This is a genomic window from Vibrio sp. ArtGut-C1, assembly GCF_002105475.1.
Classification (GTDB): Bacteria; Pseudomonadota; Gammaproteobacteria; order Enterobacterales; family Vibrionaceae; genus Vibrio; species Vibrio diabolicus.
Genome location: NZ_NCTH01000019.1, coordinates 34,347 through 57,450, shown reverse-complemented (window position 1 = coordinate 57,450; position 23,104 = coordinate 34,347). Strand labels below are relative to the sequence as shown.

At 44.3% G+C, this 23,104-nt stretch carries 20 protein-coding genes; 6 read left to right on the top strand and 14 right to left on the bottom strand.

What is annotated here, in order from left to right; all coding sequences use genetic code 11:
* Position 1: 1 nt before the first annotated feature.
* Positions 2 to 2,248, bottom strand: a complete 2,247-nt coding sequence (gene ptsP, locus B7360_RS16015; RefSeq protein ID WP_085343983.1) for a phosphoenolpyruvate--protein phosphotransferase — start codon at positions 2,246 to 2,248, stop codon at positions 2 to 4.
* Between the two features lie 2 nt (positions 2,249 to 2,250).
* Positions 2,251 to 2,772, bottom strand: a complete 522-nt coding sequence (rppH, locus tag B7360_RS16010) for an RNA pyrophosphohydrolase (protein WP_005381953.1) — start codon at positions 2,770 to 2,772, stop codon at positions 2,251 to 2,253.
* 619 nt (positions 2,773 to 3,391) lie between these two features.
* Here rppH and mutH point away from each other — a divergent pair.
* The gene (mutH, locus tag B7360_RS16005) at positions 3,392 to 4,072 is read left to right on the top strand and encodes a DNA mismatch repair endonuclease MutH (protein ID WP_047009106.1); all 681 of its coding nucleotides are present in this window, start codon (positions 3,392 to 3,394) and stop codon (positions 4,070 to 4,072) included.
* Positions 4,073 to 4,087: 15 nt separating this feature from the next.
* On the opposite strand, the gene B7360_RS16000 is transcribed toward mutH, so the two are convergent.
* Entirely contained in the window at positions 4,088 to 4,399 is a 312-nt protein-coding gene (locus B7360_RS16000; protein ID WP_085343982.1) for a DUF6482 family protein, read from the bottom strand.
* A gap of 154 nt (positions 4,400 to 4,553) precedes the next feature.
* Between B7360_RS16000 and B7360_RS15995 the strand changes: the two genes are divergently transcribed.
* Entirely contained in the window at positions 4,554 to 5,588 is a 1,035-nt protein-coding gene (locus B7360_RS15995; RefSeq protein ID WP_047009105.1) for an NADP(H)-dependent aldo-keto reductase, read from the top strand.
* Positions 5,589 to 5,722: 134 nt separating this feature from the next.
* Here the strand turns inward: B7360_RS15995 and B7360_RS15990 are convergent, their stop codons facing one another.
* The 7 genes from B7360_RS15990 to xerD form a co-directional block, all read right to left on the bottom strand.
* The gene (locus B7360_RS15990; RefSeq protein WP_085343981.1) at positions 5,723 to 5,974 is read right to left on the bottom strand and encodes a DUF1127 domain-containing protein; all 252 of its coding nucleotides are present in this window, start codon (positions 5,972 to 5,974) and stop codon (positions 5,723 to 5,725) included.
* Positions 5,975 to 6,503: 529 nt separating this feature from the next.
* Positions 6,504 to 7,838 carry a cyclic-di-GMP-binding transcriptional regulator VpsR gene (gene vpsR, locus B7360_RS15985; RefSeq protein WP_046873964.1) on the bottom strand — a complete coding sequence of 445 codons (1,335 nt, stop codon included), beginning with the start codon at positions 7,836 to 7,838 and terminating at the stop codon, positions 6,504 to 6,506.
* Between the two features lie 244 nt (positions 7,839 to 8,082).
* Positions 8,083 to 9,600: a lysine--tRNA ligase gene (gene lysS / locus B7360_RS15980; protein WP_005397328.1), complete on the bottom strand. Its 1,518-nt coding sequence runs from the start codon at positions 9,598 to 9,600 to the stop codon at positions 8,083 to 8,085.
* Between the two features lie 33 nt (positions 9,601 to 9,633).
* Positions 9,634 to 10,732 (bottom strand): peptide chain release factor 2 gene (prfB, locus tag B7360_RS15975; protein ID WP_100068604.1). Its coding sequence is split into 2 segments (ribosomal slippage): positions 9,634 to 10,656 and positions 10,658 to 10,732, totalling 1,098 coding nucleotides; the frame shifts between segments, so codons are not numbered across the junction.
* Between the two features lie 173 nt (positions 10,733 to 10,905).
* Positions 10,906 to 12,645, bottom strand: coding sequence for a single-stranded-DNA-specific exonuclease RecJ (gene recJ, locus B7360_RS15970; protein ID WP_006742673.1), 1,740 nt, complete (start codon positions 12,643 to 12,645; stop codon positions 10,906 to 10,908).
* Positions 12,646 to 12,689: 44 nt separating this feature from the next.
* Entirely contained in the window at positions 12,690 to 13,478 is a 789-nt protein-coding gene (dsbC, locus tag B7360_RS15965) for a bifunctional protein-disulfide isomerase/oxidoreductase DsbC (RefSeq protein WP_012842135.1), read from the bottom strand.
* Positions 13,479 to 13,537: 59 nt separating this feature from the next.
* Positions 13,538 to 14,455 carry a site-specific tyrosine recombinase XerD gene (xerD, locus tag B7360_RS15960; protein WP_005397336.1) on the bottom strand — a complete coding sequence of 306 codons (918 nt, stop codon included), beginning with the start codon at positions 14,453 to 14,455 and terminating at the stop codon, positions 13,538 to 13,540.
* A gap of 158 nt (positions 14,456 to 14,613) precedes the next feature.
* Between xerD and fldB the strand changes: the two genes are divergently transcribed.
* Positions 14,614 to 15,132 carry a flavodoxin FldB gene (gene fldB, locus B7360_RS15955; protein ID WP_085343980.1) on the top strand — a complete coding sequence of 173 codons (519 nt, stop codon included), beginning with the start codon at positions 14,614 to 14,616 and terminating at the stop codon, positions 15,130 to 15,132.
* 85 nt (positions 15,133 to 15,217) lie between these two features.
* Here fldB and brnQ read toward each other — a convergent pair whose 3' ends face one another.
* On the bottom strand, positions 15,218 to 16,528 hold the full coding sequence (gene brnQ, locus B7360_RS15950) for a branched-chain amino acid transport system II carrier protein (RefSeq protein ID WP_006742676.1): 1,311 nt from the start codon (positions 16,526 to 16,528) through the stop codon (positions 15,218 to 15,220).
* Between the two features lie 329 nt (positions 16,529 to 16,857).
* Between brnQ and B7360_RS15945 the strand changes: the two genes are divergently transcribed.
* Both B7360_RS15945 and srmB read left to right on the top strand, forming a co-directional pair.
* Positions 16,858 to 17,577 (top strand): tRNA1(Val) (adenine(37)-N6)-methyltransferase, encoded by a 720-nt coding sequence (locus B7360_RS15945; RefSeq protein WP_085343979.1) that lies wholly within the window; start codon positions 16,858 to 16,860, stop codon positions 17,575 to 17,577.
* Positions 17,578 to 17,683: 106 nt separating this feature from the next.
* Positions 17,684 to 18,907 carry an ATP-dependent RNA helicase SrmB gene (srmB, locus tag B7360_RS15940; protein WP_005396291.1) on the top strand — a complete coding sequence of 408 codons (1,224 nt, stop codon included), beginning with the start codon at positions 17,684 to 17,686 and terminating at the stop codon, positions 18,905 to 18,907.
* A 109-nt stretch (positions 18,908 to 19,016) separates the two neighbouring features.
* Here srmB and yaaA read toward each other — a convergent pair whose 3' ends face one another.
* Positions 19,017 to 19,793 carry a peroxide stress protein YaaA gene (gene yaaA / locus B7360_RS15935; RefSeq protein ID WP_085343978.1) on the bottom strand — a complete coding sequence of 259 codons (777 nt, stop codon included), beginning with the start codon at positions 19,791 to 19,793 and terminating at the stop codon, positions 19,017 to 19,019.
* A gap of 111 nt (positions 19,794 to 19,904) precedes the next feature.
* The gene (locus tag B7360_RS15930) at positions 19,905 to 21,338 is read right to left on the bottom strand and encodes a sodium:alanine symporter family protein (protein ID WP_012842138.1); all 1,434 of its coding nucleotides are present in this window, start codon (positions 21,336 to 21,338) and stop codon (positions 19,905 to 19,907) included.
* A gap of 721 nt (positions 21,339 to 22,059) precedes the next feature.
* Here B7360_RS15930 and B7360_RS15925 point away from each other — a divergent pair.
* A complete protein-coding gene (locus B7360_RS15925; RefSeq protein ID WP_005396294.1) occupies positions 22,060 to 22,245 on the top strand; it encodes a DUF3545 family protein in 186 nt (61 codons plus the stop codon).
* A gap of 234 nt (positions 22,246 to 22,479) precedes the next feature.
* On the opposite strand, the gene B7360_RS15920 is transcribed toward B7360_RS15925, so the two are convergent.
* Positions 22,480 to 23,031, bottom strand: coding sequence for a hemerythrin domain-containing protein (locus B7360_RS15920; protein WP_005396296.1), 552 nt, complete (start codon positions 23,029 to 23,031; stop codon positions 22,480 to 22,482).
* Between the last annotated feature and the right edge of the window lie 73 nt (positions 23,032 to 23,104).

Genomic DNA, 23,104 nt, shown 5'->3' with positions numbered 1-23,104 from the left:
CCTACTTTTTACCTGCACGGATAAAGCCCGCAAAGCCCTGTTGAATGAAGAAGTCATGCATCATTTGATGGATGTCCTCCCCGTAGGATTTTGTCATTGCTTGCTCCGCTAATTTTTCTAATTCTTCTTGTTGACTATGACGAATCAAATATTTCACCTTAGCCACGTTGGAGGTGTTCATACTCAAACTGGTATACCCTAACCCAAGTAAGAGAAGAGCGCCAAATGGATCACCCGCTAGCTCACCACAAATACACACGGGCACCTGATATTTATCACACACCTCATGGATTTGCTTAAGCGCTAACAGTACCGCAGGATGCATAGATTCATAGACATCCGCTACGCGCGAATTGTTCCTATCTACCGCTAATAAATACTGAGTTAAATCGTTTGTCCCGACAGAAACAAAATCAACACGGTGAGCAATCGTTGGCAATAAATACACCATTGATGGCACTTCGATCATGACCCCAACTTGTGGGAACTGAATTCTATCATCAAGCAACACGGCTTCGCTGTGAGCTTGATTAATCAAGCTAATGGCATCGTCTAGCTCTTTTACCCCTGACACCATTGGCAATAAGATACTTAAGTTTCCGCTTTCTGCACTCGCCCTTAACATTGCACGCAGCTGGATCAAGAAAATATCTGGGTGATCCAATGTAAAACGAATGCCACGCCAGCCTAAAAACGGATTATCTTCTTCGATGGGCAAATATGGCAAAGGTTTGTCACCACCAATATCCAAAGTGCGCATCACCACTCGTTGATTCGGATAACTGTTGAGTATCGCTTGGTATTGATGATACTGCTCATCTTCCGACGGAAAGTGATGCTGAAGTAAAAATGCAATCTCAGTTCGGTACAACCCAACACCATCAACACCTGTATTGATGGCAATATTACTGTCTGCACTGAGTCCTGCATTCAGCATAATTTCGATATGGTGATTATCTTGCGTAACCGCAGGGAGTGCGAGGTCCTTGTTTACCATGGCAAACAATTCAGACTCTTCACTTACTAAACTGCGATACTCTCGCAACAACTGGCGGTTTGGCTCTAAGAAGATCTCACCCGTATAGCCGTCGACTATCCCGAGTTTGCCATTCACCACATCCGGATTAATGTTGGCGCCCATGACTGCAGGGACCCCAAGAGCTCGAGATAAAATGGCAGCGTGAGAGTTTGCGCCTCCCTCTAATGATACGACGGCTAACAAAAACTCTTTAGGTACAGAAGCGAGCAAGGTGGCAGTGAGTTCGTTCGCCACCAAAATAATGGGACGATCAATTGCAGAATTTTCTTGCTCACTGTTGTGCAGAAAATAGAGCAGCCTTTGCCCTAACTCTCGGATATCTTGCGCTCTTTCACGCATGTATACATCCGACATTCTGGCAAATCGATTCGAGTATGATTCTACAACTTGGCGTAACGCCCAGTCTGCCCTATCTCCTTTTTCAATCTGCTTCTTCAAATCACCGCGAAGCATCGGATCATTCAGTAAGTGAGTAAACAGATCGAAGATCGCCAGCGCATCTTTGTTGATTTCACTGTCCAGTTTTTTCCGCATACGGCGAAAGTCATTTAACGCTCGCTCTATGGCCACCAGCAATGTCTCGTGCTCACGTTCCTTATCTAACGTGGACGATGGGAAAACATCCGATAAACTCGGTTGGGTATTGTCGAACCAAAACTCTCCAATCGCGACACCAGTAGATGCAGGCAAACCTTTTAATACCGTGGGTTTAGATGCCAACTGCCAATGCCCAAGATTCTGCGCATGCGCAATAAGCACTGCTAGCTGAGCGGACAACGTGACAAGAAACGACTCTTCCATTTCACTGAACAAGCGCGGTGTTTTTTGCTGGATCACCAACACACCTAAAACTTGTTTTCGATGAATGATTGGAGTGGCTAAAAAGGAGTGGTAAATCTGTTCGCCGAGTTGAGGGAAGAATTTAAACTCGAGATGTTTTGAGGCTTCGGCAAGGTTGAGTGGCTCTGCGCTTCGTTTAACCAACCCAACCAAGCCTTCATTGAAGTTGATATGAATACTATCACCTTCAAAAATAAGGCCTTGAGTTGCCATTAACTCAAGGCGCTGCATTTCTTCATTAGCAAGATAGATAGTACAGCACTCAGTGCGAAGGGCAGCACAAGTCTCTTTCACCAATATATCGAGTGCCAGATGCACATCATCGACCCTGGAGACTTTCTCAACTATTTCCCTTAGCTGACTGAGCATGATTATCCTCTACGTTGCTTTTTTCTTTTCCCTTTCGCTTTTCTCTCTCGAAAAGGCATGGCTAAGGATGCAAACTCTTTCATCGCTCGTCGATAAACATCTCGCTTGAAAGAAACAACTTGCCTAACTGGATACCAGTAACTCACCCAGCGCCAACCATCAAATTCAGGGGATTTTCCGCGTTGCATATTAATACGAGATTCATCGCATTCTAATCTCAGCAGAAACCATTTCTGTTTTTGGCCGATACAAACAGGCTTGGAGTCCCAACGCACCAATCGTTTTGGTAGCTTATATCTTAACCAATGACGACTTGTTGCAATGATCTTAACGTCTTTTTTCGTTAAACCGACTTCTTCATATAACTCCCTGAACATGGCTTGTTCAGGAGTTTCACCTTCGTCAATTCCACCTTGTGGGAATTGCCATGAGTGTTGCCCGTATCGTTTAGCCCAGAAGACCTGACCATGGTTATTACATATCACAATACCAACATTAAGTCGGTAACCATCGCCATCTATCACTGGCTAACCTCTATGAATAAATTTTTTATTACCGTGATTTTTCCACATATCCCCATTACTAGCAAACTTACTGATGTGATATGAGCAAGATTTATTACCTTTTCACCATATTTGGATATCTTTTAATCACATCATACCTTATCAACACAAGAGTGAGACATTGCCCACATTTATTCACCTTTTCTGTGAATAACTTTGTGAAGAATTCAATTCAAATGAGTAATTCAGTTCAATCCCATCAAAAGCAAAACAAATAAAGAAACAAGAAAATAAACATAAAACATTGATAAAAAAGTATTTATTTTTAAAAATAACGATAAATCGATCTTCAGTTTCTTGATGATCTTTTCACCAAACTCAGATCGGTCAAAGATCCACCAATAGGCTATTTATCCACACTCACCTGCTATTCGTTTAGATGATTACAACAAAATCAACCCCAAAAATGCATTTTAACCCCTGTTTATTCATACAGACCCCGTCAGGATCTTATCAATACCTCCTCCATCTGTGGATAAGTTATGAATTGATCGTTCTTACACCGCCTCGGTGAAATCTTAAACAGTAGATTTGGCCGGAGTTTGATAAACTATATTTTTTGTAATACCACCTTGTGACTATGAAACCAGAACCACAAACAGAAGCAGAGCTATTGGAACGAGCGCATGATATGGCAGGACTCAGTTTTGCTGAGTTGGCCGCCGAGGCGAATATGATTGTTCCTGAAAACTTAAAACGTGATAAAGGTTGGGTGGGTCAATTACTCGAATGGCATTTGGGCGCTCCGGCTGGCAGTAAACCTCAACAAGATTTCGCTAAGCTAGGGATCGAGCTGAAAAGTATTCCGATCAGTTACTCTGGCAAACCTTTAGAAACAACCTTTGTTTCTGTGGCTCCCCTCACTGGTGTTCATGGTCTTACATGGGAAACAAGTCATGTTCGAAACAAGCTATCTCGTGTGCTTTGGGTACCAGTGGAAGGGGAACGAGAAATTCCACTTGCAGAAAGACGTGTTGGTAGCCCACTGATTTGGTCACCAGACGACGAAGAAGAGCGTATTTTACGAAACGACTGGGAAGAGCTAATGGAGATGATCGTCTTGGGGAAATTTGATCAAATTTCCGCCAGACACGGAGAAGCGCTGCATCTTCGCCCTAAAGCCGCGAATGCAAAAGCACTCACCGAAGCATACAGCTCAAATGGCAAGCCGATAAAAACTCTGCCCCGAGGTTTTTACCTCAGAACACAGTTTACTGAACAGATCTTACTCAAGCACTACATCAGCACGCCATCTGAGTAATGTTGTTTCCACCATTTAGTGCGTCACGAGCGATAACTCGATATCACAGTACGAGGCTGCCTCTTCAGTGCCACATTCGTCATACGCATTGTGCAGCCTTAAGTACGCTTTATCTACCCCTAACCTCAGCAGCTCTTCTTTCACCAAATCTAGCGAACCGAAATGTATCGGATCTTCACCGTCTTTAATCGGCTCAAGTTGATGCTTGTACTCCACTGCTAGCAAATAGTCAGAGACATCAGAACACCCAATCACAAATACTTTGGGAGTTTTATAAGTATCTTTATGGGGACCATGTAACCACATGTCCAATTGATACTTCTGCATAACGTACCTCCTTCACACGATCATTTAAGTGTAGTTAGGCAATGTATAGCTTTCGAGTTTGGTCTTCCTTTATACGTAAATCATTTGCGATAGCGGTTAAAAATCCCCTATATTGGAATCACTTATTTAGTCGGTAACTCTTCAAGGACGTGATATGCAATACACAAAACTACCGCACTCATCACTTGAGATCAGTAAAATCTGCCTCGGAACCATGACGTTTGGCGAGCAAAATACAGAAAAGGACGCCTTTGAACAGCTCGACTTTGCCCTTGATCATGGGGTGAATTTCATTGATACCGCAGAGATGTACCCTGTACCTCCCAAAGCGGAAACGCAAGGACTCACCGAGCAATACATCGGGAATTGGTTAGCAAAGAGCGGCAAACGTGAAAAAGTTGTGCTGGCAACAAAAGTGGCTGGCCCTCGCGGTGTCCCTCACATCCGAGACAACATGAGCCTTAATCGTCGCCACATCCATACAGCAATTGATGACAGCCTTAACCGCCTGCAAACGGATTATGTCGATTTATACCAATTACATTGGCCTCAACGTCAAACTAACTGCTTTGGTCAACTCAACTACCCTTACCCAGACAAGCAAGAAGAAGTCACATTAATTGAAACCTTGGAAGCGCTGACTGAGCTAGTGAATGCAGGCAAAGTACGCTATATCGGTGTATCAAACGAAACGCCATGGGGTGTGATGTCATTACTGCGTTTAGCCGAAAAGCATGATTTGCCACGCATTGTCTCGATTCAAAACCCATATAACTTATTGAACCGCAGCTTCGAAGTGGGCTTGTCTGAAATCAGCCACTATGAAGGTGTCCAGTTACTGGCCTACTCTCCACTGGCATTTGGCTGCCTAAGCGGTAAATACTTGAATGGTGAGAGACCAGAGGGTGCTCGATGCACGAAGTGGGAGCGTTTTGCGCGCTACTTTACTCCTCAGGGGATAAAAGCGACCGAAGCTTACGTCAATTTAGCCCAAGAGCATGGTTTGGATCCTGCACAAATGGCACTCGCATTTGTCAATCAGCGCCCATTTGTAGCATCTAATATTATCGGCGCGACCAACCTCGACCAATTAAAAGCCAACATCGACAGTATCGATCTAAAACTAAGCGATGAGCTCCTTACTGAGATTCAAGCAATTGGTACAACCTACTCGAATCCTTGCCCTTAACAGTAAAACTCCCCTCAAACGAAAACAGCTGACCTTCAAGATCAGCTGTTTATCAAATGAAGTATGACTTCATATCGCACGTTAAGCGTGTTGAATGACTCGATAGCAACTCAGTCAGTCCAACACGCTAACGATTACGTCATTATTCGCGATGTTAAAACTCGACGAAGGTGACGAACTCGACGTTCAACTTTTACTGCATCCGGAACATTGGCGCGTGTGGAACGACCATCGCTATCTAAACCAATATCTCTCAATAAATGAACATTCGTCCATGGAACATCATGAGCAGTGCGGCGTATGGTTCGCTGCCATTCCTTTTCTTCGCGTTTAAGGTCTGCTTTCAATAGCAAAGTTGCCAGTTGTAGGTAAATAGAGTGACGCATAATATTTTCTCCGATTATCGATGTATTCGACTGGGAAAAATAGTGCGTAAAATGAACAGAGGTGTTCTGTTGATACTAAGCCGCTACTTTTCCGCAGCCTAGTAATAAATAAAATAGATTACGGATTAATTTTTATCTTGTGAGCCAGTGGTATTGGTATCATCCGACTTAAGAGTCATCGGAGCGATAGGCATACGATCAGCGCAAGCAGTGGTGTTAACAACGTAATGTTTCATCTTGCGCCTCCTAGCTAAAAATTAATCCGTTTATGAAAAGTATAACTCATTGAGTTACGGTTAAATTGTAAGCTTTGATGAATATATATCAAACATTTTTTGTCTTTTTGATTAAAAACAAATCAATACACCGCAATTCAGTTTCATATACTTTTCTATATAACATATTCACCTAGGGAATATATGAAATTACGGATTTTATAAATCAAACAGAATACAAAAACAAAAAGAGCGGCTTTGTGGCCGCTCCTTCACTGATATTCATTCACCAATTTAACTTCAGAAAGAACAAATTACATGGCTTGATCAGAAATCAAATTATGTTTGTTCAGTAGTCGATACATCGTCGCGCGTGAAACACCAAGCTCCTTCGCCGCATTCGAAACTTGACCAGAATGAGATTCCAAAACAACCAGTAACGCGTCACGCTCACTCTTCTCACGAATCGATTTCAAACTACGCTTTGAGTCATTACGCTGAGGCAAATCTAGGTGATGCTCTTCAATCATTACGCTGTCAGACATCAGAACCGCTCGTTTCACTTGGTTCATCAACTCACGTACGTTACCTGGCCAGAAATAACGTGTCAGAGCCTTGAGTGCATCCTCAGAAAAGCTTTTTGCTTGCGAGTTATACTCTTTAGAAAACTCTTGTAAGTAGTAGCGCGCTAACAAAGAAATATCACTCGCGCGCTCTTTTAAGCTCGGGACATTAATGCGTAATACGTTAATGTAGTGATAAAGCTCTTCATTAAAATCTCCGTCAATCAAGGCTTTTTCTACATCTGACGAGTTAGCAGCAAGGATGCGCACATTGACCGCTTTTACACCATCTTTGGTATCAATGGTGCCTTCTTGCAAGAATCTCAGCAGATTCATTTGCTGCTCTTTTGAGATAGTAAGAATGTCATTAAACAACACCGTACCGCCATCCGCTTGTTCGAGCATGCATGCTTCCATATCTTCATCAGCGTTAATACCAAATACTTCCGCCTGGAAACGTTGCTCATTGAGCGCGCGACAGTTAATTGCCATAAACGGTTTATGAGAACGTGAAGAGACTTTGTGGATAGCGCGAGCAACTGCTTCTTTACCTGTACCACTTTCCCCTGAAATCAGAATACTGACGTCCGTCGGACCGATTCGCTTTACTTGATCGCGTAAACGCTTCATCGGGATAGATTCACCGATCAGCCCCATGTCTAAGCTGCTACCAAAACTAGGCCAAACTTTTTTCTCCAACTTGAGCATACCAAGCTGGTGACCAATCGTGCTTAAAAGCTGGGCATCCGGGATTGGCGCAGTGAAAAAGTCGATACAAAAGTTAACAATGAACTGGCATATGGTGTCAGTGCCAAGCTGAGATTCACGAATAAACGCTAACCAACGCACGTGTTTGTGAGAACTGACTAAGTTCGCCAAACCGTTCAAGCTGAATTCGTCATGGCTGAGATCGACAATACCTATACATGGACCAATATCCTCTAACAACGTATTAGCTTTGCGTAAGTCACCCACTTGGTGACACTTCCAGCCCACTTGCTCAAGTACTGATAACCAAGGCTCATAAGTACCGCCAACTACCACAAGCGATCCCGGGATGGAATCCATCTTAAACTGCCCAGCCATTCTCTAACCCTTTTTCATTGTTAATAGAAATTTTGCGCCACAAACCTATCTTTGCGAGCGGGTAACATTATCGAGACTCCGCGCCCCCACGTCTGTCTCAGTATTAAGACTATGCAATAGATTGAGATTTGGCGAATGTTTATTTGCATATCCTATTAAAAAGCAAATGCAACAACTTGAACTCATTTAACTAAAAGGCATAAAAAAACCACCCGAAGGTGGTTTTTTTGATCATCCTGCCAAATTATGCTTGTGGGCGCATTGCTGGGAATAGGATCACGTCACGGATAGTGTGCGTGTTAGTCAGTAGCATAACCAGACGGTCGATACCGATACCTTGGCCTGCCGTTGGTGGTAGGCCGTGCTCTAGTGCAGTGATGTAATCTGCATCGTAGAACATGGCTTCGTCGTCACCAGACTCTTTAGCTTCAACCTGTGCTTTAAAGCGCGCGTCTTGATCTTCTGCATCGTTAAGCTCTGAGAAGCCATTCGCCACTTCACGACCGCCGATGAAGAATTCAAAGCGGTCTGTAAAGAACGGGTTGTCATCGCTACGGCGAGCCAGTGGAGAGATGTCCGCTGGGTAGCCAGTGATGAACGTTGGCTGCATTAGCTTAGGTTCTGCTGTTTCACCGAAGATTTCTTCTAGAAGCTGACCACATGTCCAGAAGTCTTCTACTTCAACATGTACTGATTTCGCGATAGAAACCATCAGTTCACGGTTTTGTAGATCTTCTTCGGTTAGCGCTTGGATTTGCGCGTGATCTGGGTTGTACTGCTTGATTGCTTCAAACATGCTCATACGAGTGTAAGTGCCACCAAATTCAACCGTTTCATCACCGTAAGGCATTGATGTTGAACCTAGAACTTCTTGCGCTACCGAGCTTAGTAGTTCTTCAGTAAAGTCCATCAGATCTTTATAATCCGCGTACGCCATGTAGAATTCCATCATAGTGAATTCTGGGTTATGACGTGGAGAAAGACCTTCGTTACGGAAGTTACGGTTAATTTCGAATACGCGATCGAAGCCACCAACTACTAGACGCTTCAGGTATAGCTCAGGTGCAATACGTAGGTACATTGGCATGTCTAGCGCGTTGTGATGCGTGATGAATGGGCGTGCACTTGCACCACCAGGGATCACGTGCATCATCGGCGTTTCTACTTCCATGAACTGTTTTGAGATCATGAAGTTACGAATTGCAGACATCACTTTAGAACGTACAATAAATGCTTTACGTGAATCTTCGTTCACAATCAGATCAACGTAACGCTGACGGTAACGCATTTCTTGGTCAGTAAGACCGTGGAACTTCTCAGGAAGTGGACGAAGTGCTTTAGTTAGCAACTCGTATTCTTCCATGTTCACGTATAGGTCACCCTTACCAGATTTGTGCAGCGCACCTTTAACACCGATGATGTCACCGATATCAAGACCTTGGTATTTCTCTTTTAGCTCTTTTTGTACGTCTTTAGCAGCGTAAGCTTGGATACGGCCAGATGTTTCTTGAATTACTAGGAATGGACCACGCTTAGCCATAATACGGCCAGCAATTGCAACCACGTGGTTAAGCTCTTCTAGCTCTTCCTTCGTCTTTTCACCGAACTCTTTTTGAAGGTCGCCCGCTAGTGCGTCACGACGGAAGTCGTTTGGGTGGCCGTTTGCTTTGCAGCTCTTTCGGATTTCATCCAGTTTAGCGCGGCGTTCAGCAATCAGCTTATTTTCTTCTAGTACAGTTTCGTTTTGAACAGCATCAGTCATTTTCGATGTATCCTGTTTTGTCGGTGAAAAGCTTTATAGGCCTGATTTCAGGCTAGCTTCAATAAATTTGTCCAGATCGCCATCAAGAACCGCTTGAGTATTACGGTTTTCAATGCCCGTACGGAGGTCCTTAATACGTGAGTCATCCAATACGTAAGAACGGATCTGGCTACCCCAGCCAATGTCAGACTTAGCGTCTTCATTAGCTTGTTTTTCCGCGTTTTGCTTTTGCAATTCAAGCTCAAATAGCTTCGCTCGAAGCTGTTTCATTGCCTGATCTTTGTTCTTATGTTGAGAACGGTCATTCTGACACTGAACCACGGTGTTCGTTGGTACGTGCGTAATACGTACCGCAGATTCTGTGGTGTTGACGTGCTGACCACCTGCGCCTGACGCACGGTAAACGTCGATGCGTAGGTCAGAAGGATTAATGTCGATGTCGATGTTTTCATCAATCTCTGGATAGATGAACGCAGACGCAAATGACGTATGGCGGCGGCCGCCTGAATCGAACGGAGATTTACGAACAAGACGATGAACGCCCGTTTCAGTGCGCAACCAACCGTACGCATACTCACCAGAGATACGAACTGTTGCCGACTTAAGACCCGCGACTTCACCTTCAGAGACTTCAATCACTTCAGCTTTGAAGCCCTTCGCCTCTGCCCAGCGTAGGTACATACGCAGCAGCATGTTGGTCCAGTCTTGTGCTTCCGTACCACCAGAGCCAGCTTGCAAATCGATGTAGCAATCTGAACTATCATGGTCGCCCGAGAACATACGACGGAATTCAAGCTTTTCTAGCTTCTCTTCCAACTCAGCAAGTTCTGGTTCGATTTCGTCAAATGTTTCTTGATCTTCTTCTTCTACAGCCAGCTCAAGAAGACCTTCTACGTCTTCTACACCTTGCTCTAGTTGATCAATAGTTTCAACAACCGCTTCTAGCGATGCACGCTCTTTACCCAGTGCTTGTGCACGTTCAGGTTCGTTCCATACATCAGGTTGTTCAAGCTCTGCGTTGACTTCTTCTAGACGCTCTTTCTTCGCGTCATAGTCAAAGATACCCCCTCAGGACATTTGTGCGCTGAGACACGTCCTGCAGACGGTTTTTAATTGGATTGATTTCAAACATGTTTACTCAACATTTTAGAATAGAATTTAACCGAGAAATTCTACTGAAAAATGTGACCGAGATACAGGAAAATTTCGGATGAGAAATCAGATTGCGGTTAGAGAGAGCACGGTCATAAAATTTTACACCCTCTTAGGGGCAACCGTACTCTATAAGAAAGGTTAATCTAGATATTACTTAGCTTCGATATGATCGATCATCAATTGCAGTGATTGATTACCACGAAATTCATTCACATCCAATTTGTAAGCTAAACGTACCGTTTTAACTGATGCATCCGGCCAGCGACGCAAATCGACATTAAATGCAATTCCATCGATCATCACATTGGTAGGGTGACCTTTGTAAAGCGGCTCTAACATCAATTTAAGATGCTTCTCACCCACCAGCTTTTGATGCAACACTTTAAACTCACCATCAAAGATTGGTTCAGGGAAGGCTTGTCCAAAAGGGCCACCAGACCGCAGCTGTTCAGCGACATGCATAGAGAATTCTTCAGGCTTAAGTTCACCATCTGACATGATCACGCCTTTTAGCGCCGCTTCATCGAGTTCCTTTTTTACCACTTCATCAAATAAACGGCTGAAACGTTCGAAATCCTGCTCTTTAATTGTTAAGCCTGCCGCCATCGCGTGACCACCAAATTTGATGATCAAACCTGGGTTTTGCGTGTCGATGAAATCCAACGCATCACGCATGTGTAACCCCGGAATAGAACGACACGAGCCCTTAATTGTCCCTTCTCCGCCATCAGCAAATGCGATGACTGGACGGTGAAACTTCTCTTTGATGCGCGAGGCCAAAATACCAATCACACCTTGGTGCCAATCACGTTGGAACAAGGCTAATCCGTAAGGAAGCTCACTGCCTTCACCAAACTGAAGACGTTCGCAGAAAGCCATCGCTTCTTGCTTCATGCCTTCTTCAATCTCTTTACGAGTTTGGTTCAAACCATCCAGTTCACTTGCCATACGACGAGCGGCGTGAATGTTGTTACACATCAACAGTTCAACACCAAATGACATATCATCAAGGCGACCTGCAGCATTGATACGAGGACCTAAAGCAAAACCAAAATCGGACGCCACCAAACGACGCGCATCGCGCTTCGCTACTTCAATCAATGCTTGAATGCCAGGGCGCGCTTTGCCCGCACGAATACGCTGCAGGCCTTGGTGCACAAGAATACGGTTGTTTTCATCCAGTGGGACAACGTCAGCTACAGTGCCAAGTGCAACAAGGTCAATCAGTTCCATCAACTTAGGCTCTTGCATGCCCTGCTCAGCAAACCAATTGTGTTTTCGCATATGAACGCATAGTGCCATCATGAGATAAAACGCGACCCCGACACCAGCGAGCGCTTTAGACGGAAAGTGACAGCTCTCAAGGTTTGGGTTCACCATTGCATCCACATCAGGCAACACTTGTCCCGGTAAGTGGTGATCGGTAACGAGCACGGTAATGCCGTTTTCTTTTGCGTAACGCACGCCTTCGATTGATGACACACCGTTATCTACCGTCATGATCATCTCAGCGCCAAGCTCTAATGCTTGGTCAACGACTTCTGGGCTTAACCCATAACCGTCTTCAAAACGATTCGGTACTAGGTAGTCCACATTGTGACTACCAAGCATACGCAGCGCGAGCACCGACAATGCAGAGCTCGTCGCACCATCAGCGTCAAAATCACCGACAACGATGATGCGTTTTTGTTCTTTTATTGCCTGAAACAAAAGCTCGACAGCTTGCTCAATCCCCCCGAGTTTTTGGTAAGAATGCAAACCACGAGCTGACGTTTCTAGTTGCGCAGGATCCGTAATCCCACGGTTGATGTAGATACGTTTGAGAATCGGAGGAATGGAATCAGGAAGAAGGGAAAGATCAGGTTCAGGACGTCGTTGAATTTCTATCATGCTTGAAAAGAGCCGGCGACTTTGCCGGCTCTGCTCCTAAAGGATTATTGTTGCTTTAAACGTTTCAATAGCTCTGCAGGTGGTAGGTAACCGCCAACCATTTCGCCATTCGGTAAGAAGATCGCTGGCGTACCAGAAATTCCCAATTGGCGACCTAGATTGTAATGTGATTGGATGGTTTCTTTACACTGTTTTAAGTCTTTCGCAGGGTTATCAAACGTACGATTCACTTTCGCGTTGTGCATTGCCGACTTTGGATCTTCAGCACACCAAATCGTCGCCATTTGCTCTGCCACTGGGCCAGTAGCACCTTGGCGAGGGTAAGCCATGTAACGCACTGTAATGCCTAGATCGTTATAGCCTTGCATTTGGCTGTGCAGACGCACACAGTAACCACAAGTGATATCAGTAAATACCGTCACAGCATATTTTTCATCGTCGGCTTTGTATTCAATCATGCTATCGGAGAACTGCGCGATTTTCTCCGCATTAAGCGGCGCTTGGCGCTCTGCAATGACATCTTTGTAACTACCATCGTCATTGATGGCATAAAGCGTACCGGCGATAAAATGGCTACCATCATTTGAAGCAAACAAGATCCCGCCATTAGTTTGGATTTCTAATAAACCAGCAACTTCTGATGGCTGAATATCAACGATAGATAAACCAAGCTTTGAGAACTTAGTTTTTAATGCTGCTTCATCAAAACTGCTTTGCGCAGCTGGTGCCACTTGCTGTGCAGGAGTGTCCGTTTTAGCCTGACTTTCTTCTGCACCACACGCGGTAACAAAAAATGGTAAAGTCAGCAGAGTTAGTCGGCGTAATACGCTCATGAAATTCACCTTAATATAAAATCGTTTTTCCAAGAAGACATGGATGAATCTAACCATTGTTATGCTCTTGGGTGGTGTTGACTGTGGATCTGCTTCAATCGTTCAGTCGCCACGTGAGTATAAATTTGCGTGGTCGATAAGTCACTATGTCCTAATAGCATCTGTACGACCCTGAGATCTGCGCCATAGTTCAATAAATGCGTGGCAAAGGCATGACGCAGTACGTGCGGCGACAGCTGTTCAGTGTCAATCCCTGCTATCAAAGCATAGTACTTAATACGGTGCCAAAACGTCTGACGAGTCATTTGCCTTGCGCGTTTGCTAGGAAAAACAATATCAGATGATGTATCACCAAGTAACGCAGGACGCCCTTGTTGAATAAACGTCTCGATCCAATCTACCGCGTTCTCCCCCATTGGCACTAAGCGCTCTTTACCGCCTTTACCTGTGACACGTACAACTCCTTGACGCAAACTAATGTTTTCCATAGTTAAACTGACCAATTCCGTCACACGCAAACCAGTCGCATACAGCAGTTCCAGCATCGCTTTATCCCGCAATTCCACAGGATCATTCGGGTCTGGCGCTTCGAGCAAGGCGTCCACTTGCTCTTCACTAATATCTTTGGGCAAGCGTTGTGGCAGTTTAGGACTGACCAAGAGCGCACTCGGATCATCAGCACGTACTTTCTCACGATGCAGATATTGGAATAAACGGCGAATTGCCGACAACATACGCGCACGGGACGTCTGCTTGTAATCCAAGTCTACAAGGTAGCTTTGGTATTCTTGCAAGCCAGACAAACTAATGAAATCAAGACGGTAGCGATGTTTCTCCATCCACGTGAGCAGCTTCATCAAATCATTTCGATAGGAAGCCAGCGTGTTCTCTGATAGCCCACGCTCCATCCACATCGCATCTAAGAATTGCTCAACAAGCGAAAAATCTTGTTGATTGACAGGCTGTTGTGCCGTCATGAACGCTTCCTTATCTGTTTATATTTACAGTACTTAGATTAAGGCACCTACCGATCCAATACCATAAAAAAATCATCCCGCTTAGGATATTCGCTGCAATCTTCCTCAATTTATGGTTAGAATCTTCCACAACAGCAACACAAATAACGATGAATATAATGAAAATCGGACTCTTTTACGGCTCAACGACCTGCTACACCGAAATGGCAGCAGAGAAAATTCGTACCATTATTGGTGAAGACCTTGTCGACATTCACAATGTGAAAGAGACACCGTTATCACTAATGGCGGACTACGACTTATTACTCCTTGGCATCTCAACTTGGGACTTTGGTGAAATTCAAGAAGATTGGAACGCGATTTGGCAAGACATCGCAACAACACCATTAAAAGGTAAAGTTGTCGCGCTGTTTGGTCTAGGTGACCAAGAAGGCTACGGTGACTGGTATTTGGACGCGATGGGCTTACTTCACGATGAATTACAAGCGACTGGCGCAACCTTTATCGGTTACTGGCCAAATGAAGGCTACGAATTTGAAGCATCGAAAGCACTGATTGAAGATGGCAGTAAGTTTGTTGGACTAGCGTTAGATGAAGACTCGCAGTACGAACTGAGTGATGAGCGCATCGAAAAATGGTGTGAACAAGTTCTTGTGGAGTTCCACGACACACTTTAATAGTGTGAACGCTTCAAAGATAAAAAATAAAAAGCCCGATGAAGTAATTCATCGGGCTTTTTAATATCTTGATAGTGCGAAGTTATTACGCTGTTTCTTGTGCTAGCTCTGGACGAGGTTTCGCGATGAAGAACATGCACACGATAGCCGCAAATGTTGGAAGCACCCAACCCATGCCCACTTCGAATAGTGGCAACATGTTAAACGCAGAAACATCAACACCCGATACTTTTGCCGCGTCAACCAACGCAAACAACAGAGATACAAGCAGTACCGCGCGGTAAGCAAAACGTGGATTTGGCAGTTTGCTGCGTACAAATGTTAGTGCAACCAACGCAATCGCCACAGGGTACAGCGCAAACAATACTGGCACTGACAGAGAAATCAGTTGTGCAAGGCCGACATTCGCAACCAACGCACAAACAGAACCGTTAATCAGTACCCATTGCTTGTATGACAGTGGCGTTTTCGAGCTGAAGAAGTCTGAACACGCAGAAATCAAGCCAATAGCCGTTGTCAAACACGCTAGTAATACAATGACAGACAGAACGATTTGACCGTATGGACCAAACAGCGCTTGAACGTATTGGCTAAGTACCAGACCACCGTTATCTGCACCAGCAGCAACAGTTGCACTCGTCGCGCCCAAGTAGAATAGTGAGATGTAAACAAACGCAAGACCGGCAGCGGCAATACAACCTGCATAGATCAGATATTTAGTCGTTGCAGAACGCTCAGTAATGCCTTTACCGCGCAGTGCATCAACCATCAGCATGCCAAACATCAATGACGCGAACGTATCCATTGTGTTGTAGCCTTCTAGGAAGCCTTTGGTCAGTGGTTGCGTTAAGTACTCACCGTGCGCGCCCAGCATGTCACCTTGAGGATCAATAAATACCGCCACTGCAAGAATGATCAAACCCACGAACAATGCCGGCGTCAGTACTTTACCGATAAGATCAATCAAACGGCCTTGGAACCATGAGAACATCATCGCCGCAATAAAGAAGATCACTGAAAATGCAGTGAGATGCGTTTGTGACGCTTCAAGGAAGAAAGGTTTCACCGCCATCTCGTAAGCCACTAGGCCAGTACGAGGCGCAGCAAACGCAGGACCGATGATGATGAAGATCAACGCAGCCATAATAACCGCTGCTTTTTTCGGAAGGTCTTGCGTTAAGTGATCCCAAGAACCACCAGCAACAGCAATAGCAACGATAGTAATAAGAGGTAGACCTACCGCTGTTAGCAAGAAACCAAACATCGCTGGCATTAAGTTTTCACCGGCTAGCTGACCCGCTAGAGGTGGAAAGATGATATTGCCCGCACCCAAAAAGAACGCAAATAGCATAAAGCCTACTGCGATAATATCTGTTAGTTTTAACGTCTGCTTCACAGATAACCCTTGTCTTTTAATTAATGAATGTTGTGTATGCTTAGACCACTTTTGTATACCTAAAGTCAATAAGTACACGTGGTTCAATCTATAAAATTTTCGCCGCATAATGACGAAAGACTCATCATTTGGCAACCTTTAAGAAAAAAACACCATATTAATTTAGTTTTCAAACTTAAAAGCAGTGGATATAACCAGATCTAAATAACAGACCAGTTCTTTATCTCGATCAATTAACAATACAATTTAATAACCAACAAAACAACAATCTATACAATTAAGAAACAATAGAGAAATTCACTTAATTATTGAGCAAACATAAAACAATCATGAAGAGCAAAAAACTGAAAACTAAAGACTTCAATTTTAAGCAATTTTGTATTGAGGGCGGCGAGAGTGGTATGCCCGTCAGCACTGATGGGGTAATGCTTGGTGCTTGGATTCAAAGCCCGAACAACGCTCAAATTCTCGATATTGGCACTGGCACCGGGTTGCTTGCCCTGATGTGTGCCCAACGCTTTACAGAAGCTCAAATAACCGCGGTCGATATTGAATTAACAGCCGTTGAAGCTGCGCAAAAAAACGTAGTTCAGTCGCCTTGGTCAGATCGTGTGAGTGTGCATCATTCCGACATACTAGACTTTACGCCGACGCATCCATTCCAACGCATCATTTGTAATCCGCCCTACTTCAACAGCGGCGAGCAATCGAAACACAGTCAACGTGCAACCGCGAGGCACACTGATACGCTACGCCACAACGCATTGCTACAACGTTGCTATCAGTTGCTTGATGAGCAAGGGAAAGCTAATTTTGTGTTACCAATCACCGAAGGCGAACGGTTTATTGAACTAGCATTACACCAAGGTTGGCATCTATCGCGAGTCTGTCGTGTACAGCCATCAGAAAAGAAACCGGTACATCGACTGTTATTTGAACTGGTGAAGCAGCCTTGCGATACTCAAGAATCACATTTAATAATTCATTCACATGACGGTTACAGTGACGATTTCGTCCAATTAACCCGCGAGTTTTATCTTAAGATGTGAAATAACATGTGATCCTTATCACCAATCGCTTTATAATGTGCGACCTTTTGTATTCTATGCTGTTGTGGCGAACCATTAACCAAGCTTTGCTTGTGGAGAACTCATTGTGATCAGAACCTTTGCTGAACTTGATCTAGACCAAAACCTACTTGAAGCCATTGAAGAGATGGGTTACGAACGCCCAACAAAAATTCAGGCAGAAGCGATTCCACAAGCGTTGGATGGTCGTGACATTCTAGCGTCAGCGCCAACAGGTACTGGTAAAACGGCAGCCTTCGTCCTGCCTGCATTGCAATACTTGCAAGACTTCCCTCGTCGCAAGCCTGGACCTGCGCGTATTTTGATCCTAACGCCAACGCGCGAATTGGCGATGCAAATCGCTGATCAAGCACGAGCTTTGGCAAAAAACACTAAACTGAACATTTTCACCATCACAGGTGGTGTTCAATACCAAGAGCACGCCGATATCCTTGCGACAACACAAGACATTGTGGTTGCAACGCCTGGCCGTTTAAAAGAATACATTGATGCAGAGCGTTTTGATTGCCGTGCGATTGAATGGTTAATTCTGGATGAAGCAGACCGTATGCTAGACATGGGTTTTGCTCCTACTGTCGATCGTCTATCTAACGAGTGCCGCTGGCGTAAACAAACCCTTCTGTTCTCAGCAACTTTAGAAGGTAAAGGCGTAGAGGGCTTTACCGCTGATCTGTTGAATGACCCAGCAGAGATCGATGCAAAATCGCCACTGCGTGAGCGTAAGAAGATTGCTCAGTGGTACCACCGTGCTGATGATGCTGAACACAAGCTTGAATTACTAAAACACATTATTACTCAGCAAGCAGAACGCACCATTGTCTTCTTGAAGACACGTGAGCGTTTGGCAGAGCTACGAGCGCAGCTTGAGAGCGCACAGATTCCATGTTCTTGGATTCAAGGTGAAATGCCTCAAGATCGTCGTAACAATGCGATTTCTCGCTTCCGCGATGGTACTGTAAACGTGCTGCTCGCGACGGACGTTGCTGCGCGTGGTATCGACCTTCCGGATGTGTCACACGTTATTAACTACGACATGCCACGTACGGCTGATGTCTACCTTCACCGTATTGGCCGTACGGCTCGTGCGGGTAAGAAAGGTAATGCTATCTCAATCGTAGAAGCACACGACCAACCAATGATGGATCGCGTTGCACGTTACGTGAAAGAAGACATCAAAGAGCGTTTCGTGAAAGAGATGCGTCCGAAACACAAAAAACCTGTGTTTAAGAAGAAAAAGAAAAAAGAAGACAAGAAGAAGCCAGCGAAAAAGAAAACCGCTAAGAAGAAGTAATCTTGTTGGGGCGAAATAGCCTAAGCTAAAACATAACAAAGGGTTGGCACTGCCAACCCTTTTTCGTTTGTGTTTATTGAGATTAACGTAGACTACGTCTCAATCAGTTTTAGTTTTGCTCTTCGCGTTTAAATACTAACTCTGTTGGTGTCGATTCATCTTCAACAAAGTAGTAACCCGCCGTATCAAACTTAGTCAGGTCTGCCACGCTCTCAATACGGTTTTCGATGATGTAACGCGCCATCATGCCGCGCGCTTTCTTCGCGTAGAAGCTGATGACCTTGTATTGGCCATTCTTACAATCTTTGAATACTGGCGTGATCACTTGCGCATCTAAGTTCTTTGGCTTCACCGCTTTAAAGTATTCATTTGATGCTAGGTTGATAAGCACATTATCACCTTGAGCAGAAATCGCTTCGTTAAGCTTATCCGTAATCACATTGCCCCAAAACTGGTACAAGTTTGTGCCCTTGTCGTTTGCAAGCTTGGTACCCATTTCAAGACGGTATGGCTGCATCAAATCGAGTGGTTTTAGTAAACCATAGAGGCCAGACAACATGCGCAAATGATCTTGGGCATACTCGAAGTCCGCCTCAGATAAGGTTTCGGCGTCTAGTCCTGTGTAAACATCACCTTTAAACGCTAGGATCGCTTGTCGTGAGTTTTCTGTGGTAAACGTTTCACTCCACTCTTGAAATCGCCCGACATTCAAATCGGCAATCTTGTCGCTCACTTTCATTAAAGAGGCAACATCAGCAGGAGTCAGTTTGCGGCAAACATCGATAAGCTCTTTTGAGTATTTGACCAACTCAGGTTGAGTAAATTTTTCTGTCGCTAACGGAGACTCGTAATCAAGAGTCTTCGCTGGAGAAACTACGATAAGCATGACTTTCCCTTCTCTAATTTTGTTTTTTAATAGGGTACAAAAAAAGCCATGCATTGTCTGCATGGCTTTTTACATCGTACTAATAGCTTTCAACTATGAGTGATAGCTCACTTAGTCTTTTTTATCGTTGTACCAAATGCCTTCTTCAAGCTGAGATTTCAGCTCAGGGAAGTCATTCGCATCAAACGTTGGTACTTTACCTTCACCAAGTTGGCGGTTGTAATCTTTTGCTAGCTTAATCACGATGCCAGATAGCAAGATGATTGCCACCAAGTTGACTATCGCCATCAGCCCCATCGAAACATCAGCAAGTGACCATACGACTGGGAGCGAAGCAAGTGCACCAAACATCACCATACCAAGAACAACAACGCGGAAAATGCTTAGGCCCGCCTTATGGTTGTGCTCTAGGAAGATTAGGTTCGTTTCAGCGTACGAGTAATTCGCGATGATTGATGTAAATGCAAAGAAGAAGATTGCCACGGCAACAAAGATGCCACCCCAATCACCAACTTGCGAGCTCAATGCACGCTGAGTTAGCTCGATACCCGTCACTTCTGTTGCTTGACCGACATACTCACCTGACATCAGGATGATAGCCACTGTCGCTGAACAGATAACGATCGTATCCATAAATACACCTAGCATCTGAACATAACCTTGAGATGCAGGGTGTGGTGGGTAAGGCGTTGCTGAAGCCGCCGCGTTTGGCGCAGAACCCATACCCGCTTCGTTCGAGAATAGACCGCGTTTAATACCGTTAATCATTGCCTGTGCAATCGCGTAGCCAAGACCACCAGCCGCCGCTTCTTGCAGACCAAATGCACTCTTAAAGATAAGCATTAATACATCAGGTAGCTTCTCTAGATTAGAGAACATGATGAACAGTGCTAGAGCCAAGTAAAGCAGCGCCATGATCGGAACGATCATCTCTGCGACTTTTGCGATACGCTTGATACCACCGAAAATTACAATCGCAGACAGTGCTACAACCGCGATACCAACGTACAGGTCACTCCAACCAAATGCGGTGCTCATTGCATTTGCAATTGAGTTAGCTTGTACGGCGTTGAATACCAAACCAAAAGCGATGATTAGGAAAACTGAGAACAATACGCCCATCCAACGCATGCCCAGGCCTTTTTCCATGTAGTAGGCAGGACCACCACGGTAGTTGCCATCATCATCTTTGGTTTTGTATAGCTGCGCCAGAGTACTCTCTGCAAACGACGTTGCCATACCAAGCATTGCGATCAGCCACATCCAGAAGATCGCGCCAGGACCACCTGCAGTCAATGCAACTGCAACGCCCGCCATGTTACCTGTACCAACACGTGCAGCAAGACTAGTACAAAGCGCTTGGAAAGAAGAAATACCAGCTTTGTCTGCTTTACGACTGTTCTTAAGAACAGAGAACATGTGGCCGAAATGGCGGAACTGAATGAACCCTAATCGAACGGTGAAGTAAATACCAACACCAACAAGAAGATAAACCAGAATCGAACCCCAAAGGAGATCGTTCATCAAATTGATTAAGTCTGTCATGTGTACCTCAAAGTGAGTTGCGCCGGTCTATGCGTCCAAGCCATCCACCAAATTGCCTGCTAAGTGTCAAAGTGTGCTTAGCTTTTTAAGTAATGTTTATGGGCAATCTAGAATCGTAAACGTCGCTTCATGCATCCATTTTACGTACCAGCGTATTTTTTGACGGGCGGATAATGCAACCTAGGAGCGCAAAAATCAATATGCAATCATGATAATAACATTGTTATTTTTCACTATAAAGTCACCAAAAAATAACATAAATGGAAGACTTAACACCCATAAACCGCAACATTTCAATTACCAAATGCCAACATAAATAATTATCACCCACCAAACAGAACGGAGACCCATATAATTAAGACCAAGCTAGTATTCACAAGGTGTTACATAAATTTGCTCTAGTGCCTTACCATCTAATTGAACACTATTTCATCAAACTGGTTTTATGCAACTTTGACCTTTGCACTGTCTCCCCACTCGCCAAATCGAATTAACATTGAAAATCTCTCTATTTAATCGTTTTCTTGAGATCGTTTGTGCATTTTTTAGCCACCACATTGCCATGAAAAGTGTGATTTTGAGAATATTTTTGCACGAAAATGTCATGCTACCGACACAAATGCGAAATATATCATGGTTATTCTCACGGCTATTGTGGTACTTAAAAAACTCCACAAGGACTGGTTACAACAGTTTAGCTTAAGAAAGGTAAAGGTGGCTTATGGAAGGCTTTCAACTAGATGACATTTTTAATCTGGATACTACCTCAACAACCAAATCTCGTGCCAAACCAGTAAAGCGAAAGTGGCGTGAAATAGAAGAGATGAACGACAGGCGCAATTTGCTTAAAGAGCTACGCGAACTTGATGCCTGTACCGACTACAACTTGGAAGACATTAAACTCTAATTCAAACAAAAGGCACCTTAAGGGTGCCTTTTGTTTTTGTTTACAGTAACCGTAAACGACTTGAGTTTAGGCGCCAGGATTTAAGTATGAGTACCGTTATTACTCAATAAGAATTTTCCTATCTTTTGGTCGAGAAGCGCAAACGATAAATTTACGTCCAATTCTCAATAAATAAGAAATGCAGCTAACAAACCCGAGTGATACTTTCGCTCGCTCAGGTTTTATCGCACACACTTAAACATACTCAGCATCACTTTGACGCACACGTTCAGCTAACTGTTTATAACGGTCGGCAATGGTGTCACCAAAAACTGGGTCATCTTCACTGACGCTCCATAAGCTTTCAACATGCTGCCAATCTTCGGTAGTGAACAGCTCCTCAATGAGAGGCAGGATTTTTCGCTCCTCTAACTCCAGGTGGCGTCTTTGTGATTCAATGAAGTCCTCTAGGTGGGCCACAAACATGTCTTGAGGCACAACTGCATCCTGCAGGATCATCTCTATCAAGGAAGCAAACTCTTTGGTTTTACTTGCTAACTCTTGATGTTCTTTCTCTAAGTTTTCCATGGTCTGTTGCTTACCATAGTGCTCAAGAAAGTGGTGATAGAGAATATCTTCTTTCGGATGGTGAACTTTTTCTGAATGATTAGAGAGGTAATCAACTATCTCGCTTACTAATGCGTAGTTGATCGCACGTTCTTCTTTTATCTCATTAAGTTTATGGCGCAGTATCGCCAACAGACGAACCATATAGCCGTGTTCGCGTCGAATTCTTTCGATCATCATAGCGTCTCTCCTTAACACCTACTTTTAATAAGTGTACATGAGAAATTTGCCATCAGCCTCGAGCGTGCTCAAA

Bases quoted from the DNA above. Each gene is read 5' to 3' on its own strand.
- ptsP (WP_085343983.1), bottom strand. From the start codon at position 2,248: ATGCTCAGTCAGCTAAGGGAAATAGTTGAGAAAGTCTCCAGGGTCGAT.
- mutH (WP_047009106.1), top strand. From the start codon at position 3,392: ATGAAACCAGAACCACAAACAGAAGCAGAGCTATTGGAACGAGCGCAT.
- B7360_RS16000 (WP_085343982.1), bottom strand. From the start codon at position 4,399: ATGCAGAAGTATCAATTGGACATGTGGTTACATGGTCCCCATAAAGAT.
- B7360_RS15995 (WP_047009105.1), top strand. From the start codon at position 4,554: ATGCAATACACAAAACTACCGCACTCATCACTTGAGATCAGTAAAATC.
- B7360_RS15990 (WP_085343981.1), bottom strand. From the start codon at position 5,974: ATGCGTCACTCTATTTACCTACAACTGGCAACTTTGCTATTGAAAGCA.
- vpsR (WP_046873964.1), bottom strand. From the start codon at position 7,838: ATGGCTGGGCAGTTTAAGATGGATTCCATCCCGGGATCGCTTGTGGTA.
- lysS (WP_005397328.1), bottom strand. From the start codon at position 9,600: ATGACTGATGCTGTTCAAAACGAAACTGTACTAGAAGAAAATAAGCTG.
- recJ (WP_006742673.1), bottom strand. From the start codon at position 12,645: ATGATAGAAATTCAACGACGTCCTGAACCTGATCTTTCCCTTCTTCCT.
- dsbC (WP_012842135.1), bottom strand. From the start codon at position 13,478: ATGAGCGTATTACGCCGACTAACTCTGCTGACTTTACCATTTTTTGTT.
- xerD (WP_005397336.1), bottom strand. From the start codon at position 14,455: ATGACGGCACAACAGCCTGTCAATCAACAAGATTTTTCGCTTGTTGAG.
- fldB (WP_085343980.1), top strand. From the start codon at position 14,614: ATGAAAATCGGACTCTTTTACGGCTCAACGACCTGCTACACCGAAATG.
- B7360_RS15945 (WP_085343979.1), top strand. From the start codon at position 16,858: ATGAAGAGCAAAAAACTGAAAACTAAAGACTTCAATTTTAAGCAATTT.
- yaaA (WP_085343978.1), bottom strand. From the start codon at position 19,793: ATGCTTATCGTAGTTTCTCCAGCGAAGACTCTTGATTACGAGTCTCCG.
- B7360_RS15930 (WP_012842138.1), bottom strand. From the start codon at position 21,338: ATGACAGACTTAATCAATTTGATGAACGATCTCCTTTGGGGTTCGATT.
- B7360_RS15925 (WP_005396294.1), top strand. From the start codon at position 22,060: ATGGAAGGCTTTCAACTAGATGACATTTTTAATCTGGATACTACCTCA.
- B7360_RS15920 (WP_005396296.1), bottom strand. From the start codon at position 23,031: ATGATGATCGAAAGAATTCGACGCGAACACGGCTATATGGTTCGTCTG.